Source organism: Ruminococcus intestinalis (genome assembly GCF_014288065.1).
Classification (GTDB): Bacteria; Bacillota; Clostridia; order Oscillospirales; family Acutalibacteraceae; genus Ruminococcoides; species Ruminococcoides intestinale_A.
In genome coordinates this window covers 19,298-38,139 of record NZ_JACOPS010000004.1, presented here as the reverse complement: position 1 = coordinate 38,139, position 18,842 = coordinate 19,298, and the positions used below count along the sequence as shown (strand labels likewise).

Annotated in this window: 20 protein-coding genes and 1 other RNA gene; 3 read left to right on the top strand and 18 right to left on the bottom strand. The window is 40.4% G+C overall.

The window, feature by feature from the left end; all coding sequences use genetic code 11:
• Positions 1–21: 21 nt before the first annotated feature.
• From H8R91_RS08475 to H8R91_RS08410, 14 genes are all read right to left on the bottom strand, one after another.
• Positions 22–399 carry a DUF5658 family protein gene (locus H8R91_RS08475; RefSeq protein ID WP_186935670.1) on the bottom strand — a complete coding sequence of 126 codons (378 nt, stop codon included), beginning with the start codon at positions 397–399 and terminating at the stop codon, positions 22–24.
• Between the two features lie 45 nt (positions 400–444).
• Positions 445–1,890 (bottom strand): TrkH family potassium uptake protein, encoded by a 1,446-nt coding sequence (locus H8R91_RS08470; RefSeq protein ID WP_186935669.1) that lies wholly within the window; start codon positions 1,888–1,890, stop codon positions 445–447.
• Between the two features lie 12 nt (positions 1,891–1,902).
• Positions 1,903–3,258, bottom strand: a complete 1,356-nt coding sequence (gene trkA, locus H8R91_RS08465; protein WP_178586518.1) for a Trk system potassium transporter TrkA — start codon at positions 3,256–3,258, stop codon at positions 1,903–1,905.
• A gap of 166 nt (positions 3,259–3,424) precedes the next feature.
• A complete protein-coding gene (locus tag H8R91_RS08460; RefSeq protein WP_186935668.1) occupies positions 3,425–5,194 on the bottom strand; it encodes an ArnT family glycosyltransferase in 1,770 nt (589 codons plus the stop codon).
• A gap of 20 nt (positions 5,195–5,214) precedes the next feature.
• On the bottom strand, positions 5,215–6,774 hold the full coding sequence (locus H8R91_RS08455; RefSeq protein ID WP_186935667.1) for an NAD(P)/FAD-dependent oxidoreductase: 1,560 nt from the start codon (positions 6,772–6,774) through the stop codon (positions 5,215–5,217).
• 27 nt (positions 6,775–6,801) lie between these two features.
• Positions 6,802–7,299 (bottom strand): GtrA family protein, encoded by a 498-nt coding sequence (locus H8R91_RS08450; RefSeq protein ID WP_022235213.1) that lies wholly within the window; start codon positions 7,297–7,299, stop codon positions 6,802–6,804.
• A 386-nt stretch (positions 7,300–7,685) separates the two neighbouring features.
• A complete protein-coding gene (smpB, locus tag H8R91_RS08445; RefSeq protein ID WP_022235212.1) occupies positions 7,686–8,147 on the bottom strand; it encodes an SsrA-binding protein SmpB in 462 nt (153 codons plus the stop codon).
• Positions 8,147–8,749 carry a recombination mediator RecR gene (recR, locus tag H8R91_RS08440; RefSeq protein ID WP_186935666.1) on the bottom strand — a complete coding sequence of 201 codons (603 nt, stop codon included), beginning with the start codon at positions 8,747–8,749 and terminating at the stop codon, positions 8,147–8,149. The genes smpB and recR overlap by 1 nt, the downstream gene beginning before the upstream one ends.
• Positions 8,750–8,751: 2 nt before the next feature.
• The gene (locus tag H8R91_RS08435; RefSeq protein WP_022235210.1) at positions 8,752–9,102 is read right to left on the bottom strand and encodes a YbaB/EbfC family nucleoid-associated protein; all 351 of its coding nucleotides are present in this window, start codon (positions 9,100–9,102) and stop codon (positions 8,752–8,754) included.
• Positions 9,103–9,129: 27 nt separating this feature from the next.
• Complete coding sequence (gene dnaX, locus H8R91_RS08430) at positions 9,130–10,809, bottom strand: DNA polymerase III subunit gamma/tau (protein WP_186935665.1); 1,680 nt, start codon at positions 10,807–10,809, stop codon at positions 9,130–9,132.
• Positions 10,810–10,879: 70 nt separating this feature from the next.
• Positions 10,880–10,978, bottom strand: an RNA gene (ffs, locus tag H8R91_RS08425) — signal recognition particle sRNA small type.
• 155 nt (positions 10,979–11,133) lie between these two features.
• Positions 11,134–11,763, bottom strand: a complete 630-nt coding sequence (locus H8R91_RS08420) for a formate/nitrite transporter family protein (protein ID WP_022235208.1) — start codon at positions 11,761–11,763, stop codon at positions 11,134–11,136.
• A gap of 102 nt (positions 11,764–11,865) precedes the next feature.
• Positions 11,866–12,870, bottom strand: coding sequence for a GGGtGRT protein (locus tag H8R91_RS08415; RefSeq protein ID WP_022235207.1), 1,005 nt, complete (start codon positions 12,868–12,870; stop codon positions 11,866–11,868).
• 20 nt (positions 12,871–12,890) lie between these two features.
• Positions 12,891–13,583 carry an iron-sulfur cluster assembly scaffold protein gene (locus tag H8R91_RS08410; protein WP_117706745.1) on the bottom strand — a complete coding sequence of 231 codons (693 nt, stop codon included), beginning with the start codon at positions 13,581–13,583 and terminating at the stop codon, positions 12,891–12,893.
• A gap of 347 nt (positions 13,584–13,930) precedes the next feature.
• Between H8R91_RS08410 and H8R91_RS08405 the strand changes: the two genes are divergently transcribed.
• The 3 genes from H8R91_RS08405 (at position 13,931) to H8R91_RS08395 (ending at position 16,517) form a co-directional block, all read left to right on the top strand.
• Complete coding sequence (locus H8R91_RS08405; RefSeq protein ID WP_022235205.1) at positions 13,931–14,752, top strand: hypothetical protein; 822 nt, start codon at positions 13,931–13,933, stop codon at positions 14,750–14,752.
• A 75-nt stretch (positions 14,753–14,827) separates the two neighbouring features.
• Positions 14,828–15,838 (top strand): stage V sporulation protein AD, encoded by a 1,011-nt coding sequence (locus H8R91_RS08400; RefSeq protein WP_186935664.1) that lies wholly within the window; start codon positions 14,828–14,830, stop codon positions 15,836–15,838.
• A 148-nt stretch (positions 15,839–15,986) separates the two neighbouring features.
• Positions 15,987–16,517, top strand: coding sequence for a phosphatase PAP2 family protein (locus H8R91_RS08395; protein ID WP_022235203.1), 531 nt, complete (start codon positions 15,987–15,989; stop codon positions 16,515–16,517).
• Between the two features lie 158 nt (positions 16,518–16,675).
• Here the strand turns inward: H8R91_RS08395 and H8R91_RS12130 are convergent, their stop codons facing one another.
• From H8R91_RS12130 to H8R91_RS08380, 4 genes are all read right to left on the bottom strand, one after another.
• Positions 16,676–16,825, bottom strand: a complete 150-nt coding sequence (locus tag H8R91_RS12130; protein WP_243237802.1) for a hypothetical protein — start codon at positions 16,823–16,825, stop codon at positions 16,676–16,678.
• The gene (locus H8R91_RS12125) at positions 16,798–17,130 is read right to left on the bottom strand and encodes an L-2-amino-thiazoline-4-carboxylic acid hydrolase (protein ID WP_243237801.1); all 333 of its coding nucleotides are present in this window, start codon (positions 17,128–17,130) and stop codon (positions 16,798–16,800) included. Before H8R91_RS12125 ends, H8R91_RS12130 begins: the two co-directional genes overlap by 28 nt.
• 564 nt (positions 17,131–17,694) lie before the next feature.
• Entirely contained in the window at positions 17,695–18,120 is a 426-nt protein-coding gene (gene ruvX, locus H8R91_RS08385; RefSeq protein WP_022233826.1) for a Holliday junction resolvase RuvX, read from the bottom strand.
• 50 nt (positions 18,121–18,170) lie between these two features.
• Entirely contained in the window at positions 18,171–18,836 is a 666-nt protein-coding gene (locus tag H8R91_RS08380; RefSeq protein ID WP_186935663.1) for a potassium channel family protein, read from the bottom strand.
• Between the last annotated feature and the right edge of the window lie 6 nt (positions 18,837–18,842).

The following is an 18,842-nucleotide window of genomic DNA, read 5'->3' as shown; positions in this document are numbered from 1 at the left end:
CTCATTCTTTATTATTTTACATTAAAATATGAAAAAGAGCAATACAAAATTGAAAATATGCCAAAGATTTACGAGCATATATATAGAAATACCCACATACAGCATTATGTTTATTATAATACTGTCGCCTGCGTTCGCCCATTTGTTTACCAAACAGCTCAACAGAATTACCGCAAGGGGAATTACTCCCTTGATTATAATTGTCTGCCAAAAATTGTTTAAAACAGGCTGCATTACAGGATTTGCCTCTGCAAAATATCCGCTTGCAAGCAAAGCCTCGGTGCATATCCAATCTGTAATATTTAAAAAATACAGAAAAAATATTTTCTGATAAAATGTAAATTTTATCCTTTTTTGCTTTGCTGTCTTTTGGGCGGCTATGTTAATTGCCTCTGACATTAAAAATCACCTCACAACTATTATTTGCTGTGAGGTGGTTAAATATTACGATTTTTTCCATGCAGACGGTGCAAAAAGGAGCAAGAGCGGGTAAATCTCAAGTCTGCCTGCCAGCATATCGAAAATAAATACTATCTTTGACAAGATGCTGAAATCGGCATAATTTCCTACAGGGCCAACCGCACCAAGACCCGGGCCCGTATTGTTAAGATTTGCAGCTACCGCCGTAAAACTTGTTGTAAAGTCCATATTGTCTATGGAAACAAGCAAAAAGCTAATGGCAAACACACCTATATAAAGCACCAAATACATTGAAGTGGTACGCATAATATCGTGATTTACTGCCTTGCCGTCCATTTTTACGAGTTTAACATTTCGTGGGTGTACAAGGAGAGAAAATTCCTTTCTTACCTCCTTAAAAAGCAGGATAATACGGGAAATTTTAAATCCGCCGCCCGTACTGCCCGCCGAAGCACCGATAAATGTAAGAATTATAATAACCGTTTTTGAAAGTTCAGGCCATTTATTAACATCGGTAAGTCCGAAACCTGTTGTAGAAATAATTGATGATACATAGAAAAAGCTCTGATGGAAAGCGTCATACGGCTTGTAAATCGAGCTGATATTAAATGCAATAATTGCAGTTGAAACCGCTACTATTCCAAGGTATATCCACAATTCCTCAAATTTGAGCGATTGTTTGAATTTTCTTGCAATAAGACAGAGATATACCGAGAAATTTATGCCGAACAAAAGCATAAACACGGCAATTACAGTCTGCACATAATAGCTCTCAAAAGCCGCTGCGTTGCTGTTATATATTCCGAATCCGCCTGTACCGGCAGTTGAAAAGCTTGTGTTTATTGCCTCAAATACATTAAGACCGCCAAACAAAAGCAAAATAAACTCAAGTGCGGTAAGAGTAATATAAATGCCGTAGAGCATAGTGGCATAATTTCTCATTCGAGGTACAGCCTTGCCTATGATAGGACCGGGGCTTTCTGCTTTCATAAGAAAAATATTCTGCTGTCCGCCGAGTTTAGGGATTATTGCGAGCAAAAAGACGATAACACCCATACCGCCTAACCAGTGAAGAAAACTTCTCCACATAAGCATACCTTTGCTAAGCGCCTCTACATCATTGAGAATTGTTGCGCCGGTTGTAGTGATACCAGATACGGTTTCGTAAAAAGCATCTATAAAAGACGGGATTTCTCCGCTAAGCCAAAACGGCATACAGCCTACAAGCGAAAGCAAAATCCAACTAAGCGCCGTTGATGCAAAACCTGCTTTTTGGTAAAGCACCATATTTTTAGGCTTTTTAACCTTTATAGCAAGTACACCGAGTATTGCGCTTACAACACCGGTAAGCACAAAATACCACGCCTCTTTTTCACCGTAAATTAAAGATGTAATTGTGCCTATCTGCATTGCAACGGCATCAACTATAAGCACCCAACCCAAAATATAAATAATACTTCGTTTATTCATAGTTATTTAACCTCAATGCTTTAGAATATCATCAAGGTCGCTAAGGCCTTTATGCTTAGTAATTACAACTACGGTATCGTCACACATAATTTTATCGCTGCCTTGCGGAAGTATAATTTTTCCGTGACGATTAATGCTGATAACCTGCAAGTTATCTTTTAAATTAAGTTCCTGCAAAGGAATACCCGTTACTCTTGATGTACTGCGCACTCTGAATTCGAGCGCCTCTACAGCGTCATCATTGAGTTTGTACAATGTTTCTACATTACTGCCTAGTGAATTCTGCATTGCACGGATATAACTTGCAATATACTCGCCCGTAAGATTTTTAGGGTGAATAATAGTTTTTATTTTTAAGTTGTGAAGAATTGAGTCAAAAGAAGTATTGTTTACCTTTGTAATAATCTTTGCCTTTGACACGCTCTGAATATAAAGAGAAATAAGGATATTCTCTTCATCATAGTCCATAAGTGCAGCCACACCGTCGGCGTGTTCAACACCTTCGCTTAAGAGAAGATCCTGATCCATACAGTCACCTTGAATAACAACGGCCTCGGGAAGTATGTTTGTAAGTTCCCAACAGCGATCAGAATTTTTTTCAATAATTTTTACGCTTGCACCCGAAGCAATAAGGTTTTTTGCAAGATAGAACGAAATCTTACCTCCGCCAAGCAAAATCACATCTCGGCTTTTACCGATTGATACGCTGATACGCTTAAAGAATTTTGCCGCCACATCGGCCTTTGACGCAACAGAAATTCTGTCACCACCAAGCAGCACAAAGTCACCGTTAGGAATAAATACCTCGTCACCTCTTTCGACAAGGCAAATTCTGACTTTACCTTTTAAAATGTCAATCTGGCTTATCTTTTTATTCGCTATTGAAGAATTCTCGGGAAGAGCGACTTTTATAAGTTCAACCGAGCCTCTGGAAAAAGTGTCGATTTCAAGAGCACCCGAAAATCTGAGAAGTCTGCTCATTTCTTTTGCCGCCGTAAGTTCCGGATTGATAGACATTGAAAGACCGAGAGTATCTTTAACACGGTGAATATCCGCCGCATATTGCGGATTTCTTACTCTTGCAATAGTGTGTGTTGTACCCGCAGCTTTTGCCATAAGGCAGGTATAAAGATTTACTTCATCGAGAGCCGCCGCCGCAATAACAAGGTCAGCCTTTTCCGCCCCAGCCTCCGCAAGCACCTCATACGATGCACCGTTACCCTCTATTCCCATAACATCAAGGGAATTAGAAAGATTTTGCACAGCGTTGCGGTCAATATCAACTACAACAATGTCGTGCCCCTCCGCATTAAGCTGGGACGCTATAGATGTGCCGACTTTACCGCATCCGACAATTACTATCCTCATATTATTACCTCATAAAATTAATTGGACAAAATATGTCAATTATAATTCTAACTAATCATACACCAATTAAATATGAAAATCAATACATACTCGTTAAAATCTCTGTTTATTGAAGTTACAAATCCGTTACAAATCAAAAAGCCCTCAAAAGAGAGCTTTTATACTGTTACGGCATTCCTACTATATAATAAACAAGTACAGAAGAAACGCTGAATACCGTTACAAGAGTGTAAATTGCACCTCTTGCAACAGATTTATATTTTTTGTCTGAAGCTTTGCCTAAATACTGCACCGCAAGTCCCGTAAAGAATGCTCCGAGTATTATAAGCGGTACTGCATATCTTATGTTTTCTGTACATACAAATGGGAATTGGAAACAGAAAATATAATATGATACAAAGAATACTGCATATATCAAAGCAATAAATATTTTATGTACATTGTTAAGGGCTGAATTTTTCCTTTTACAAAAAGCATAAATCATTGCCGCAAATCCGAATATTCCGATAAGAACCGCAGACCAGAACAAAATAATGTTAAACCCTGCAATTTTCGGATAATTGTTTGTATTTATAAGTTCGTCAAACATTGATGTCTTAAACAATGCCACAAGCGGGTTGTACTCGTTATATGACGCACCGTAGGTGACAAACTGATCGCCTACATTTGCATACTGATTTAAACCGAAGTCAAACAGTCTTTTTGCATACGGCAAGTTTCCGATATACTGGTCGCTTGTAATTGAAAGTGCCGGCACATAGGTAAGCGGTACTCCGAATTTCAAAAGATTTCTTACCTGCCACCACAGTGCAAGAGGCGCACACACAACGCCAAAGCACAAAAATTGAACGAGGTACTTTTTAAAGTCCTTTAAATTTTTAAAGAAAACATATAAAAATACAAACGCAATTGCAGGTGCTACCATCCATACGGAAAGCTTTGTCATCATTCCCAAGCCAACACAAAGAGAAATTGCCATAATTCTCGGGAAAGTCGGATTTTTATACCAATAAAGCGTATTTAAAACAGCCGCAAGCATAAAGGCAATCGAAAGAATATCGTTGTTTACGCTGCCTGCCATTATGTAGAAAGTGGGACAGAAAGCCACTATTGCGACTGCACATACAAGACCTCTGCCTTTCAAACCCAATTGTCTGAAAATCTTATATGAAATAACCATACAGATTGATGAATAGAAAAGTGTGAGAATCTGCACATTTTCGCCCGCAGCATAGTAATCTATACCTAAAAATGTCTGCAAACGCATCCATAATGCCGCTATGATATGGTGGAACGGAGGATGATAGAACTGCCAGTAATTTCTTACATCAAAATCAGGCAGATTAAAGTTTTCGTAAAAATATCTTATATATCCGCAATGACCTATTTCCATATCGAAATTTCCGACATCGTGTTGTCTTACCGAAATATCGGTATAAAGCACATAGGCAAGCCTTAACACAAAACCGAGTGCAAAAATTACAACCACAAAAGCCTTATCCGTCAGTCTGTCTGTACAGGCAAGGTAAATAAGCACAAGCGCCGACACAAGCAAACCGTAATTCAGAATATGAAAAGCCGTTGAACCTTTCATAAGTATTATTAAAAACAGCCCTATCGCACCTGCAAATGAGGCGACAGACATAAACAAAGCCATCTTTTTTCTGCTGTCGTCATCGGTTGTGTTTTTTGAACTGAAATAAATTCCGACAGGAACTCCCGCAAATAATACAATGAGCATAGGAACAATCGCAAATATCGGCAAAAGACTTCCGAATGATGTGCTCGTTGTAATAACCGTGCTTGCGAGGCACAATATTGCAACCGCAATGTACGGATGTGAAGTTACAAATTTTATAAAACCGTTGCAAGGATGATTTTTCCTTTGTACAAGGCTGTGCTCATCCTGCACCAAATGGTTAGGTTTAAATTCCATCAGATTACCTCCAAAACCGATTACTTTGTTTCGTGGTATTCTTTTTCGGTATTTACATTCCAAATTGTGCCCTTGTCTGTCTTGCCTGCCTTTATAGCTTCTGCGGCACGGATAGCGGTAAGCATAGAGTGGTCCATATTATTGTAACGATGCTGACCGTTTCTGCCGACGCAGTAAAGGTTTGTGTATGTATCAAGATACTTGATAAGCTCGTCCATTTGAGCATAAGTATCAAAATAAGCGGGATAAGCCTTTTTGATTTTCTCACGGTGAGAGTCGAGAACTTCGCTTGAACTGATAACGCCCATTGATTCAAGTTCTTTTGTAGCAAGCTTAATGCACTCTTCATCGCTTAAATTCCAGAAATCGTCACCCTCGGCGCAGAAATATTCAAGTCCGATCCATACTGTATTTTCCGGGTCTTCCACCATATACGGCGACCAGTTATTGAAAATCTGAATTCTGCCGAGTTTTACGCTGGTTTCCTGAACATAAATCCAGCAATCGGGTACGATATTGTTAAGAGTTTTCATCTTGGTTTCATTCTTAAGGTTAAGTTTATTAACAAGAAGTCCGACCGTAACAAAATCTCTGTAAGGAAGATTCTCTGCAATATACTTAATCTCCTTTGAAGGCTCATCGCCTGTCATACCTGCAACAAGGTCTTTAACAGGCATTGACGATACAAAAATATCGCCCTCAATAGTCTTTTCGCCTTCGGGAGTATTGCAAACAACGGCTGTAATCTTGCCGTCTTTGCATACAATATTCTTTACACTGTGATTTTTAAGAAGTTTTGCGCCTCTTTCAATCGCTCTGTCAGTAGCAATCTCCCAAAGCTGTCCCGGACCGTACTTTGGGTACCAGAACTGCTCAATAAGCGAGGTTTCCACCTCTTTTGATGATTTTTTGCCGCCGAATGCCTTTGAGAACATATCCTTTAATACGGCTCTGATTGAAAGTCCCTTTACACGCTGTGAACCCCAATCGGCTGAAATTTCACTCGGATGTCTGCCCCACAGCTTTTCTGTATAGCCCTCAAAAAACATTGAATAAAGCACTTTACCGAAACGGTTAATGTAGAAATTCTCAAGAGAATCTTCGGGCTTTTTGAACATTACGGATTTAAGATAGCTGAAACCTGCTTTCATTGTGGTGAGAAAGCCCATATTTTTAATTGTTGCCGCCGACATTGTAACGGGGTAATCAAAGAAGTGCTTGTTATAGTAAATTCTTGAAACTCTGTCACGCACAAGAATAACCTTGTCGTCCTTTTCGGGGTCAGGGCCGTTTTCAACCAGCGGCTTTTCTCTGCCGAGAATTTTATCGTCAAAAGACGGCTTGCCCTGTACAGGCATAAGCTCGCTCCACCAATTCATTACCTCGTCGCTCTTTGAGAAAAAACGGTGACCGCCGATGTCCATACGGTTGCCGTTGTAGCGTACCGTTTGAGAAATACCGCCTATACGCTCTGTTTCCTCAAGAATTGTAACATCATATTCGCCTTTTGTATCCTTTAAAAGCTCGTTTGCAGCTGTGATACCGGCAGGACCCGCTCCGATAATAATTACTTTTTTCATTATATTTCCTCTCTATCTGTAACAAAATTATTTTTTGCTCTTATCAAATAAAATAAATTTTCTGCCGCAGAAGTTCCATAAAAATACAACTACAGTAGAAACTATCTTGCCGATGTGGTAATACTGAATACCCCAAAGCCAGAAATACTTTGTTTCGCCGTTTACCACAGCAGATTCGCCGCCAAACACAAGACCTGTCGCAAGCGGATTTTGGAAAAGCCAGATAATTGCGGCATTAATTCCGAGACCGATTACACCGATAAGTGCAAAGGCAAGAAATTCCGCAAATCTGTTTTTTATTTTTGAATTTTTAAATATCCAAAATGTACTGAGCAGGTAGTTTACCAACAAACCCGCAACAAAAGAAACGGTTGACGAAACCACGGGATAAACCGAGAAAACCTCTGTTAAAAGCGTCATTACGCCAAAATCAACAACAAAGGCAAAACCGCCTACAAAGCAATACCTGAAAAACTGAATAAAAGTATTGTCGGTATCACCGACAAACAAGCTCTTGATTTTCATATAATTTTCCTTTCGCACCGCAAAGCAGTGCTGTTTTTTCCACACTAAGCTATTATATAATTTTAATTCAAACAATACAAAAAGTCAATCTTTTACGCCATTTTTATACAAATTAACAGCAAAAAATAAATACCTATGCAGCCAAAACGCAACGGTATTTTGTGTTGAACGGATTTTATTTAAAATTATGATTTGCACTGTTAAGATTTTATAATCGCAACGAATAGTTTAGTGGTTTTCAAGCGTTGTCACTCGATTATCACTTTACTAAACCTTAATAAAAAATCAGGTCAGAGGTTATCACATTTTTACGACATTCTCTGACCGAACTTTTATAATTTTGATTGTGAAAAGTTATACTGTTACGCGCTTTTTGCCTGTTTAATTTAAAATCTGTTTTGCTCCTTAATGGCACGCTCCATATCTCGTTTTGCAGAGCGTTTTGCCATATCCTCTCTCTTATCGTAAAGTTTTTTACCTTTGCACAGACCCACCTGCACTTTAACCTTGCTGTCTTTAAAATAAAGACTTATCGGTATAAGCGAATAGCCCGTCTGTTTTACAATACCAAAGAGGCGGTTGATTTCTTTTTTGTGCATAAGCAGTTTGCGCACACGCATTGGGTCACGATTAAAAATATTGCCGTGGTCATAGGGAGAAATATGCATTCCGTTTATGAAAATTTCGCCCTCAACTATAGAGCACCAACTATCCTTAAGGTTTACTCTGCCTGCACGGATTGATTTTACCTCTGTTCCGCAAAGCTCAATGCCTGCCTCAAAAGATTCTTCAATAAAATAATCGTGATGTGCCTTTTTGTTCTGCGCTACTGTTTTTAATGAAGCCATTATATTTCACTCCTGCCTTCAAGAGCCTTTGCAAGTGTGTATTCATCGGCATACTCAAGATCTCCTCCGACGGGGATACCGTAAGCAAGTCTTGTAACCTTAACTCCGAGCGGTTTTAACAGCTTTGAAATATATAAAGCTGTTGCATCACCCTCTACGGTCGGGTTTGTTGCCATAATAACCTCTTTAACATCATCTCCGTTAAACCTTGCCAAAAGCTGTTTTATGGTAATGTTATCGGGGCCGATTCCGTTAAGCGGAGAAATTGAGCCGTGCAAAATATGATACACACCGTTGTACTCGTGTGTTTTTTCGATTGCTGAGGCGTCACGGGGAGTTTCAACCACACAAATAACCGACTTATCTCTTGCGGGATTTGCACATACGGGACAAAGTTCTTTATCCGTAAGATTACAGCACTCTGCGCAATAATGGATTTTTGTGTGAGCATCAGTCACAGCCTTTGCAAGTGCCTCTGCGTCTGTTTTTGACAGGTTAAGCACATAATATGCAAGTCTTTGCGCTGTTTTGTGACCGATACCGGGCATTCTTTCAAACTGCTCCACCAACACTTCGAGGGGAGCAACATTATAATTAGACATTATTAAAACATTCCCGGAATGTTAAGTCCGCCTGAAATAGTTTCCATTGTGTCTTCCTTTTCCTTACGGGCAGCTCTTAAAGCCTCGTTTGTAGCTGCAATAATAAGGTCGGAAAGCATCTCTACATCTTCGGCGTCAACAACATCAGGAGAAATATCAATCTTTGTGAGTTCCATCTTACCTGTTAATGTTACGCTTACTGCGCCGCCGCCCGATGTAGCTGTGTATTCTTTTGCCTCAAGCTCCTGTGAAGCCTGCTCCATATCGTCCTGTAACTTTTGAGCCTGACGAGCGAGCTGCTGAATGTTGTTTGCGCCACCGTTGCCGTAGCCCTTTGGTAATCTTGCTTTCATATTAAAAACATCCTTTCAATTACATATTTATTCTTGTGTTATTTCTACTCCGCTGCCCTCAAGGCTTTGCACAAGAGAGTTGAGCGGGTCTGTTTTTTCAACTTTTTTAGGTGTTGACCTTTTATAAGGTCCGAGGCTGTAATTTTTGCCTGTCAATTCAAGTAAAGTCTGCTTTATTTCTGTTCTTCTGCCGTTTTGTCTTAACAAATCAAACGCAAGCTCATTGTTTGTGTCAATCAAAAGGTAATTTCCGCTTTCGTAAGCTGTCGAACCTGCAAAGGCAGCCGCTATTGACCTTGAAACCGATTTCAGGCTGTCAACTACTTCTACCCATCTTGCAAAAGGCACTGCATTATCGTAAAGTTCGTCAAGGTTTACGCTTGCTCTCTGTGCAACAGGCTTAACCTCCGGTGCAGGCTTTGCAACAGGTGCTTTCTTGTGCTCCGGTTCGGGTTTTGCAAACGGTTCTTCAACTTCGGTCTGTGTATTCGGTACACTTGCCGATTGCGTAGCTTCCGCCTGTACGCTCTGCTGTGCAGGCTGTGCGTAATTTACGGTAATTCCACGCTTTACCGCTTTTTCAAGTGCAGTAACTCTTGCGGTCAATGCCTCTACCGTGCCGTCGAGTTCGGTTGCCGACAGCTTTACAAGAGCCATCTCAAGCTCTGTTCTGTCGCCTGTTCCCCTACCCATTCGCTGATATGCCCTTGAAAGCACATCCATATAGAAAACTATATCTGCAAGTGAAAGATAATCCGACTGCGTAACCGCCTGCTCAAACTCATCGTCCGACATTATCAGAATATCTCTCGGATTTTTGATTGTTTTAATAAGCATCAATGCTCTGAAATGTTCAACAAGTTCATCACAAAGCCTTGCCATATCCTTTGACTCGGAATACAGCCTGTCTATTATCTCAAGCGACCTTGTGGGATTCTTGTTAATTATAGCCGTTGCAAGTTCAAAAAGATATGTTTTGCTTACAAGTCCCGCTGCATTGCGGACTACTTCCTCATCAATATGAGAACTTACGGCAAGACAACTGTCCAAAAGCGAAAGTGCGTCACGAAGTGCGCCGTCTGCAACAGATGCAAGCATAAGCGCCGCCGACTCGGTAATCTCTGCATTTTCCTGCGAAACCACATACTCTACTCTGTCTGCTATCGCCTTAGGCGGTATTCTGTGAAAATCAAATCGCTGACATCTTGAACGGATTGTCTGCGGCAGCTTGTGAACCTCGGTAGTGGCAAGTATAAAAATTACATGCTCGGGTGGTTCTTCAAGCGTTTTAAGAAGAGCGTTAAAAGCCTCTGTGGTAAGCATATGTACCTCATCGACAATATACACCCTGTATTTGCACTTTGCGGGCTTAAACTGTACCTCGTCAATTATCTGACGAATATCATCAATTTTACGGTTAGATGCGGCGTCCATCTCGACAATATCAAGAATACTTCCGTCATCAATACCCTTGCAGATTTCACATTCGCCGCAAGGATTGCCGTTTTGTGGATTAAGACAGTTTACAGCCTTGGCAAGAATTTTTGCGCAGGTGGTTTTGCCTGTTCCTCGTGAGCCTGTAAAGAGGTAAGCGTGGTTAAGTCTGCCGGACGAAACCTCGTTTTGCAAAGTGGAGGTAATATGCTCCTGTCCCGAAACATCGGTAAACACGGCAGGTCGCCACTTACGGTAAAGCACACGGTACATACAAAACACCTCTCTTCAATAAAAAATGCAAGCCGTCAGCCGAATATTATACGGCATCATGCAAATAAGTGAACGACAGACTTACTGCATCGCATCGGCAATACTGCTTAATGCTGCTCGGTTCCCCGCCTGACATGATTCACAGACCCCAATCGTACAGGGCCTGCCGCTCACTTACTTGCACGCTTAACTGGCTTGCAATTACTTTGTAAGTATAGCATAAATTTTCAACAAAATCAATACCTTTTTAATAAAAATGCAAAAGGTCGGCAATTTCAACAATTACCGACCGAATATTTTTACATATAAATGTTATATTCAAATTTACTTTTTAACTTTTTCCTTATACATTACAGTAAATGCTCTGAAAATTATAGAACCTACGCCGTTTGCAACAGATACTGTTAATATGTAAACAAACATTTTCGCAACCTGTTCAAGTGATGACGCTGCATAAGAAAAATAACAAATATCTGCAATGCTGTGTTCAAAGCCTGCAAATATAAAAGCGGGAATACCGAGGAAAATACCGAGATATTTGCCGAGCGGACTGCTGTTTGCGCTGTAATTTTCTACAACAATATACATAATCATACCGCAAAAAATACCGAGAATAAATGTCTGCAAAAAATTCTGCGAAAGTTTATTTTCAGCAAGAACAACAGCTGCCTCGTTATATTTAGGATTTGCAAACCTCAGCGGAACTGTTGTTATAAGACAACCGACAAGGTTACCGAGCCAAATCATAAGGCAATTCGGATTATTTTTTGTAGGAATAACATAGCCGATTTTGCCTGTAAAAAGATTAAACCCAAAAGCACATATACCAAAAAGTCCTAGGCAGAACAAAATTGAACCGAATACTTTATTTTCAGATGAAATAAATGCTGTAACACCCAATCCAATCATCACACCGGCAGGTACAGACTTTAAAAATGTGTTCCAATTACTCATATTATAACCCCTTGTTATATACTTTGTATAAATCCGAACTCAAAACGAGAGGTCACAGAAAAAACTCTGCGACCTCCCTAATTGCATTAACCGAAAGGTTTATTATTTATTTAATCCCTCGTAAACTGCAACTGCACATGCAACTGTAGCGCCTACCATCGGGTTATTACCCATGCCGATAAGACCCATCATCTCAACATGAGCAGGAACTGAAGATGAACCTGCAAACTGAGCGTCACCGTGCATTCTGCCCATTGAGTCTGTAAGACCGTATGAAGCAGGACCTGCACCCATGTTATCAGGGTGAAGTGTACGGCCTGTACCGCCGCCTGAAGCAACTGAGAAATACTTAACACCGTTCTCAATAGCCCACTTCTTATATGTACCTGCAACAAGGTGCTGGAAACGAGTTGGGTTAGTTGAGTTACCTGTGATAGATACACCAACATTTTCGTGCTGCATAATAGCTACACCTTCACGAACATCGTCTGCGCCGTAGCAACGAACAGCAGCTCTTTCACCGTCTGAGAAAGCTCTCTCTTCAACGATCTTGAGCTCTGATGTGAAGTAATCAAACTGTGTCTTTACATATGTAAAGCCGTTGATTCTTGAAATGATGTAAGCAGCATCCTTACCAAGACCGTTAAGAATAACCTTAAGCGGCTCTTTTCTTGCCTTGTTAGCGTTACGAGCGATACCGATTGCGCCTTCAGCGGCAGCAAAACTCTCGTGACCTGCGAGGAATGCAAAACACTTTGTTTCATCTCTGAGGAGCATTGCGCCGAGGTTACCGTGACCGCGACCAACATTTCTCTGCTCTGCAACCGAACCAGGGATACAGAAAGCCTCAAGACCGATACCGATGCACTCTGCAGCCTCTGCAGCTGTCTTTACGCCCTTCTTAATAGCTACCGCACAACCAAGTGTGTAAGCCCAACCTGCATTCTCAAATGCGATTGGCTGAACGCCCTTAACGATGTCATAAGCGTCAAAACCCTTGCTGTTGCAAAGCTCTCTTGCCTCTTCAAGACTTGCAATACCGTATTCGGCAAGGCACTTCTCAATTTTAGGCATTCTTCTTTCCATACTTTCAAATGTAACTGCCATTATAGTGTCCTCCTACCGAATTATTCTTCACGAGGGTCAATGTACTTAGCCGCATTATCAAAACGACCGTACTGACCGATGTTGTTTTTGTAAGCTTCGTTTGGCTCTACACCGTGACGAATGTCCTCAAGCATCTTGCCAAGCTTTACGAACTGATAGCCGCAAACCTCGTCATTCTCGTCAAGAGCTGTCTTGATTACATAGCCTTCAGCCATTTCCATATAACGAACGCCCTTAGCGTTTGTGCTGTACATTGTACCAACCTGTGAACGGAGTCCCTTACCGAGGTCCTCAAGACCTGCGCCGATCGGAAGACCACCCTCTGAGAAAGCTGTCTGGCTTCTGCCGTAAACGAGCTGCTCAAAAATGTTTTTCATAGCTGTGTTGATAGCATCACAAACAAGGTCAGTATTAAGGCACTCGAGTAATGTCTTGTTAGGGAGAATTTCAGCAGCCATAGCAGCTGAGTGAGTCATACCTGAACAACCGATTGTTTCTACAAGAGCCTCTTCTACGATACCGTCTTTTACATTAAGTGTGAGCTTGCAAGCACCCTGCTGAGGTGCGCACCAGCCAATACCGTGTGAAAGACCTGAAATATCCTTAATATCATAGGATTTTACCCATTTACCCTCTTCAGGAATAGGTGCAGGACCGTGTTTTGGACCTTTTGCGACAGTGCACATCTTTTCTACTTCATTTGAATAAATCATGTGTACTTCTCCTTTCGATTATTGTTGAGCCTCTACACTCATACACATTTATTATAATGCGGAATATCGCATTTTTCAAGCATTTTTTACAAATTTTATCCTGCTTTTAATTTGTATATTTTGGATATATGTGTGGCATACTCAACAAAAAAGCACCTGCGCAAAGCAAAGCAATAGTCAAAATTTACTCTGTCATATCAAAAATTTTCACTGATAATTTTAAAAGTATTGCAATTTTAACATAAGTATAAAATATAGTTGAAATAATCAATAAATTATGCTATAATTTTTAGTATGAGCGTGTAAATACGCATATTGTAAAAAATATAATAAAAAGGCTGATGAGGATGAAAAAATTTTTCGACAATAAGTTAAACACCGTACTCACTGTTATTTTGGGCGTGCTGATACTTGCACTTTTAGGTCACTCTGTAATTTCAGCTCTCACACCGCAGACAAAGAAACCCGCCGTATCTACTTCTGACACAGCATACAAAAGCCGTGTTAATCCTAATATAACAAAAATCGCCACAGCAGACACCGCAGCAAGCGAACCTACGGAGGCTGCTGCAACAAAGCCGACTAAACCGGCTTCAACACAGGCAACAACGGTAAAACCGTCAACCGCTCCTACAACTGTAAAGCCAACGACTGCCAAAGCGTCTACGGTTGCCACAACACAAGCACCTACGGTACAATTTGCCACAGCAATTCCTGCCGCAGAACCTGCCGATTACAACGAGCAGTGGAACGCAGGCTATCTTGTAGCTATTGACAATCCGGACAAAACATACAAGAGCGGTCAGGTTACACTTTCGGATCACGACAGAGATTTGCTTGAAAGACTTTGTATGGGCGAGTTTGGCTCGGGCGGATTTGTCGGTGCATCACTTATCGCACAGTCTGTAAAAGACGCAATGTGCTTTGACGGATTTACAAGCGTTGATGCAATCATCAGAGATTATCACTACACAGGCAGTACGGACATTCCCGCAAATGACAATTGCAAACAGGCTGTAAGATATATTTTTGACGAAAACCACGATGCCGTTCAGCACAGAATACTTTATATGTATAACCCTCTCCTTGTTGCAAGCGAATTTCACGAAAGTCAGAATTACATTCTCACATACGAAGATGTAAGATTCTTTGACCGTTGGGGTTATTGATTTTACTCACCACGCCGATTATTTATAATAATTAAACTCCCTTTTGCAGATAATAGTGCAGAAGGGAGTTTTTTTATGATACGAAGAATCGGAGGTCACACGCTCGGCTTTGAAGAAATGCCGTCAATAATCGGTTACGCCTCGGTTGCGGGAAAGAAAGAGAGCGAAGGTCCTCTCGGCAAAGGCTTTGACAAGATTATTTATGACAGCTATAACGGTAAGAACACCTATGAACAGGCGGAAAGCACACTGCAATTTACCGCTGTAGAAACCGCAATGCAGAAAGCCGGTGTTAAAACAGAGGACATCGACTACATTTTTGCAGGAGATTTGCTCAACCAATGTATATCGTCAAGCTTCGGTCTGCGTGATTTCAACATTGCTTACCTCGGGCAGTACGGAGCCTGTTCCACAATGGCTCAAGGCTTGCTTATGACGGCTGTATTTGTTGAGAGCAATGCGGCAAACACCGCTGCGTGCGTTACCTCTTCTCACTTTGCCTCTGCGGAAAGGCAGTACCGTTTTCCTCTCGAATACGGCGGAGTTCGCACACCGACCGCACAGTGGACGGTTACAGGTTCGGGATGTTGCATTGTAAGCAACGCTAAAAAGGGCGCTTGCATAGCTCGGGCAACGGCTGGAAAAATAGTTGACCTCGGCGTAACCGACGCTAATAATATGGGAGCAGCTATGGCGCCTGCCGCAGCACAGACATTCATTGATTACTTTGCCGACACAAATACAAAGCCGTCCGATTATGACGCTGTTTTTACGGGCGACTTGGGCTTGGTCGGCAGCAGGTCGCTTTATGATTTGCTTAGTCTTGAAAACATCGATCTTGAACCAAAGCATTATGACTGCGGTATGATGATTTTTGATTTAGAGGGACAGGATGTTCACGCAGGAGGCTCCGGCTGCGGATGTGCAGGTTCGGTATTTTGCTCGGAAATTTTAAATTCCGTAAACAGCGGAAAATACAACAATATTCTTTTCATGGCAACAGGTGCGTTGATGAGTCCTACCTCATCGGGACAGGGTGAAAGTATCCCGTCGGTCGCTCATTTAATCAACATAAAATTAAGATAAATTTTATAAAAGCTCTGTTCAAAACAAAATTCTTGTGCTATAATAAAGATGTGTAAGGATATTGTTCAAAGTATAATAATTATTTGCTAAAATTATTAACATCTTTTGGAAATTTAACAGTATCAGCGTTGATTAGGAGTTTTGTTTTATGTTCGGGCGGATTCAAACAGTTGACAACAAAGTTCTATATAATATCAGCAGAATGCACAAGCCTGCTTTAACCAAAATTATGGTAGCTTCTTCAAGACTGGGAAATGCCGGCTTTGTATGGTGGGCGATCTGCATACCGTTCTTTGTTGTACCGGAGTGGAGAAAAACAGGCTTTAACTTTGTTTTTGCCCTCTGCCTTGCTCACCTTATGGGCGAAATCATTATTAAACATCTTGTAAAGAGGACACGCCCCTGTCATCTGCTTGAGGACGAGGAGCAGATTATAAACAAACCGAGGTTTTACTCATTCCCGTCAGGTCATACAACGGCGTCATTTGCGTTTGCAACAACGGCACTGTTAAGATGTCAGCCTGCGGCTTGTCTGCCGATTCTTTTCTTGGCATTTATGATTGGCTTTTCAAGAATTTACTTGAGAGTTCACTATCTTACAGATGTAGTTTGCGGTATGCTGCTCGGCTCAACCTGCGGAATTATCTCTGTAATGCTTTTCAATAATGTTTTCAGCTAAAATCAAATAAAAAATGCACTCTTTGAGTTAATTCTCAAAGAGTGCTTTTTGTTTGCCATTGAAATGTAGGGCTTTATCAAAAGTTAGGAAAATTATTGGTTATCATATAAACTTAAGTGAAATAATAAAAAAATACATTGTATATGAAATGCATTTCCTCACTTATTTCTCCTGTAACCCTCATCGTCTATGTATTCTTCGTGTTGTTTGAGATATTCTTCGTCCTTATCTCCGCAAATTGTATAATCGCACACACAGCCGTTTGCACAGGTTGTTTTTCTTACAAGTCTTGCATGGATAAGCTCCATAGCGGTATAGTCGGGATTGCACATGCAGGCATCACTTCCAGCAAATTATGTTCCCTTGCAAAATACGCAATCGGACATTTTGTAAATTCATAATAGATTGGCTCATCTTTTTTGTACGGAGCTACATTCATATCAAAATCGTCCCACTTGTCGCACTTCTTTTTAGATAAAGCAAAAGACCAATACATCAGCTTTTTATATATCGGTTTATTGCAATCGACAAACTTCAAATTTTTAAATGCAGGCAAAAACAAATTGCCCTCCATCTCCTTGATTTCCGCAAGAGATGTTTTTTCTTTGCACACCACATAATAACTGAACAGAGCAATACAATCGTAATTTCCGCCGGCGCCGTTGTTGAAATTCTTTTTTCCGCCTAAATCCGTTCTGTAATCTTTTAAAAATTCAACATACTGAAGCTGAACCTTTGTGAATATTTTTTCAACATCTTAGGCAGAATAATGCAGAGAAATTTTATTTAAAATTTCCTCCCTGCACTGCTTCGTATACAATATATGGTGTTCACGGTCAAACACAAGTTCTTTATCTTCCATTCGCCGATTTCCTTTCCTTTTTGAATTTGCCTTTAACCCTTACATTTCAAAATTTTTCGCTTAAATTTTTTGTTGAAAATTATACCTTGACACAAGATTTATACTATTTGTAATCAAATTCTTTCCACATTCAAGTATTAACACCTATGTTGAAAACTCCTGCGTTAATTGTTGAAATGTTACATTTCTGTAAAAGATTGGGTGTTACTTGTAAGAGGACTGTAATTTTAACAGTCATTTAACATAGCTTTTCACACTTTCCACATAGTTTTCAACATTTATGTTAAAAGATGTGTTAAATACAAATTGTATAAATTAATAATTCTTACTGTTCTTTCTTTTATCAAGATAATTTTGCAAAATTATCGTTGCGGCAACTTCGTCTACCACATTTTTTCTTTTTTTGCCTCTTGTATTTGTATCGTTTAAAAAGTTGTGGGCTGTAATGGTAGTACCTCTTTCGTCCTGCAAATCCACCTGCAACCCTGTTTCGTTGTGTAAACGCTCCGCAAAGGCTCTTGCGTTCTGCGCACTCTCGCCCTCACTGCCGTCCATATTTTTAGGAAGACCCACAACCACGATTTCAGCCTTTAAATTCACAACGGTTTCTTTCACTTTTTCAAAAAGTTTTTCGGGTGATTTTTCAAAAATTACCGTATGCGGCGACGCTAAAAACTCTGTCTTATCGCAAACCGCTATACCTGTTCTTGCTTTGCCCAAATCGACTGCCGCTATTATCATATTAACATCCTTTCAAAAACAGGGAACCCTGCCGAGTTCCCCTTTTCATATTATCGTGACGGTCTTTTTACATCTGATGCAACACTGAATACATCACTTGATTTGCCAAGCACTACAAGGTGGTCGTTTTCATCAAAGACATAATCGCCGCCAAGGTTCAGATTAAGTTCATTATCATTTTTTACCGCAATAATATTAATTTTATGTTTACGGCGAACATCAACATCCATTACCTTTTTTCCAACCCACGATGATACCACGGGAATTTCAAAGATAGAATACTCCGAAGTGAGTTCAATATAATCAAAAATATTGTCTGCATTGTATCTTACCGCAAGGTTTTCGGCAATCTCTTTGTCGGGATATACAACCTCGTCAGCGCCTATTTTCTTTAAAAATTCAACCTGTCTTGCCCTTTTAGCCTTTGCAATTACATACTTTGCACCGAGTTCCTTTAAAATGGAAGTAATTTCGAGAGAGGCATAAAAATCCTCACCGATTGTCACAAAGCAATAATCAAAAGTATTAACTCCTATAGATTTCAAAATTCCGTCTGCCGAGCAGTCACCGCAAAAAGCGTCGTTGAATTCAGGTGAAAGCTCCTGTATGAGTTCCTCGTCCTTGTCTGCAATCATTACTTCATTGCCGAGGTCCTGCATTTTTCGTGCAAGATAAATTCCAATTGTTCCCATTCCGATTACAAGTACCGACTTCATAAATGT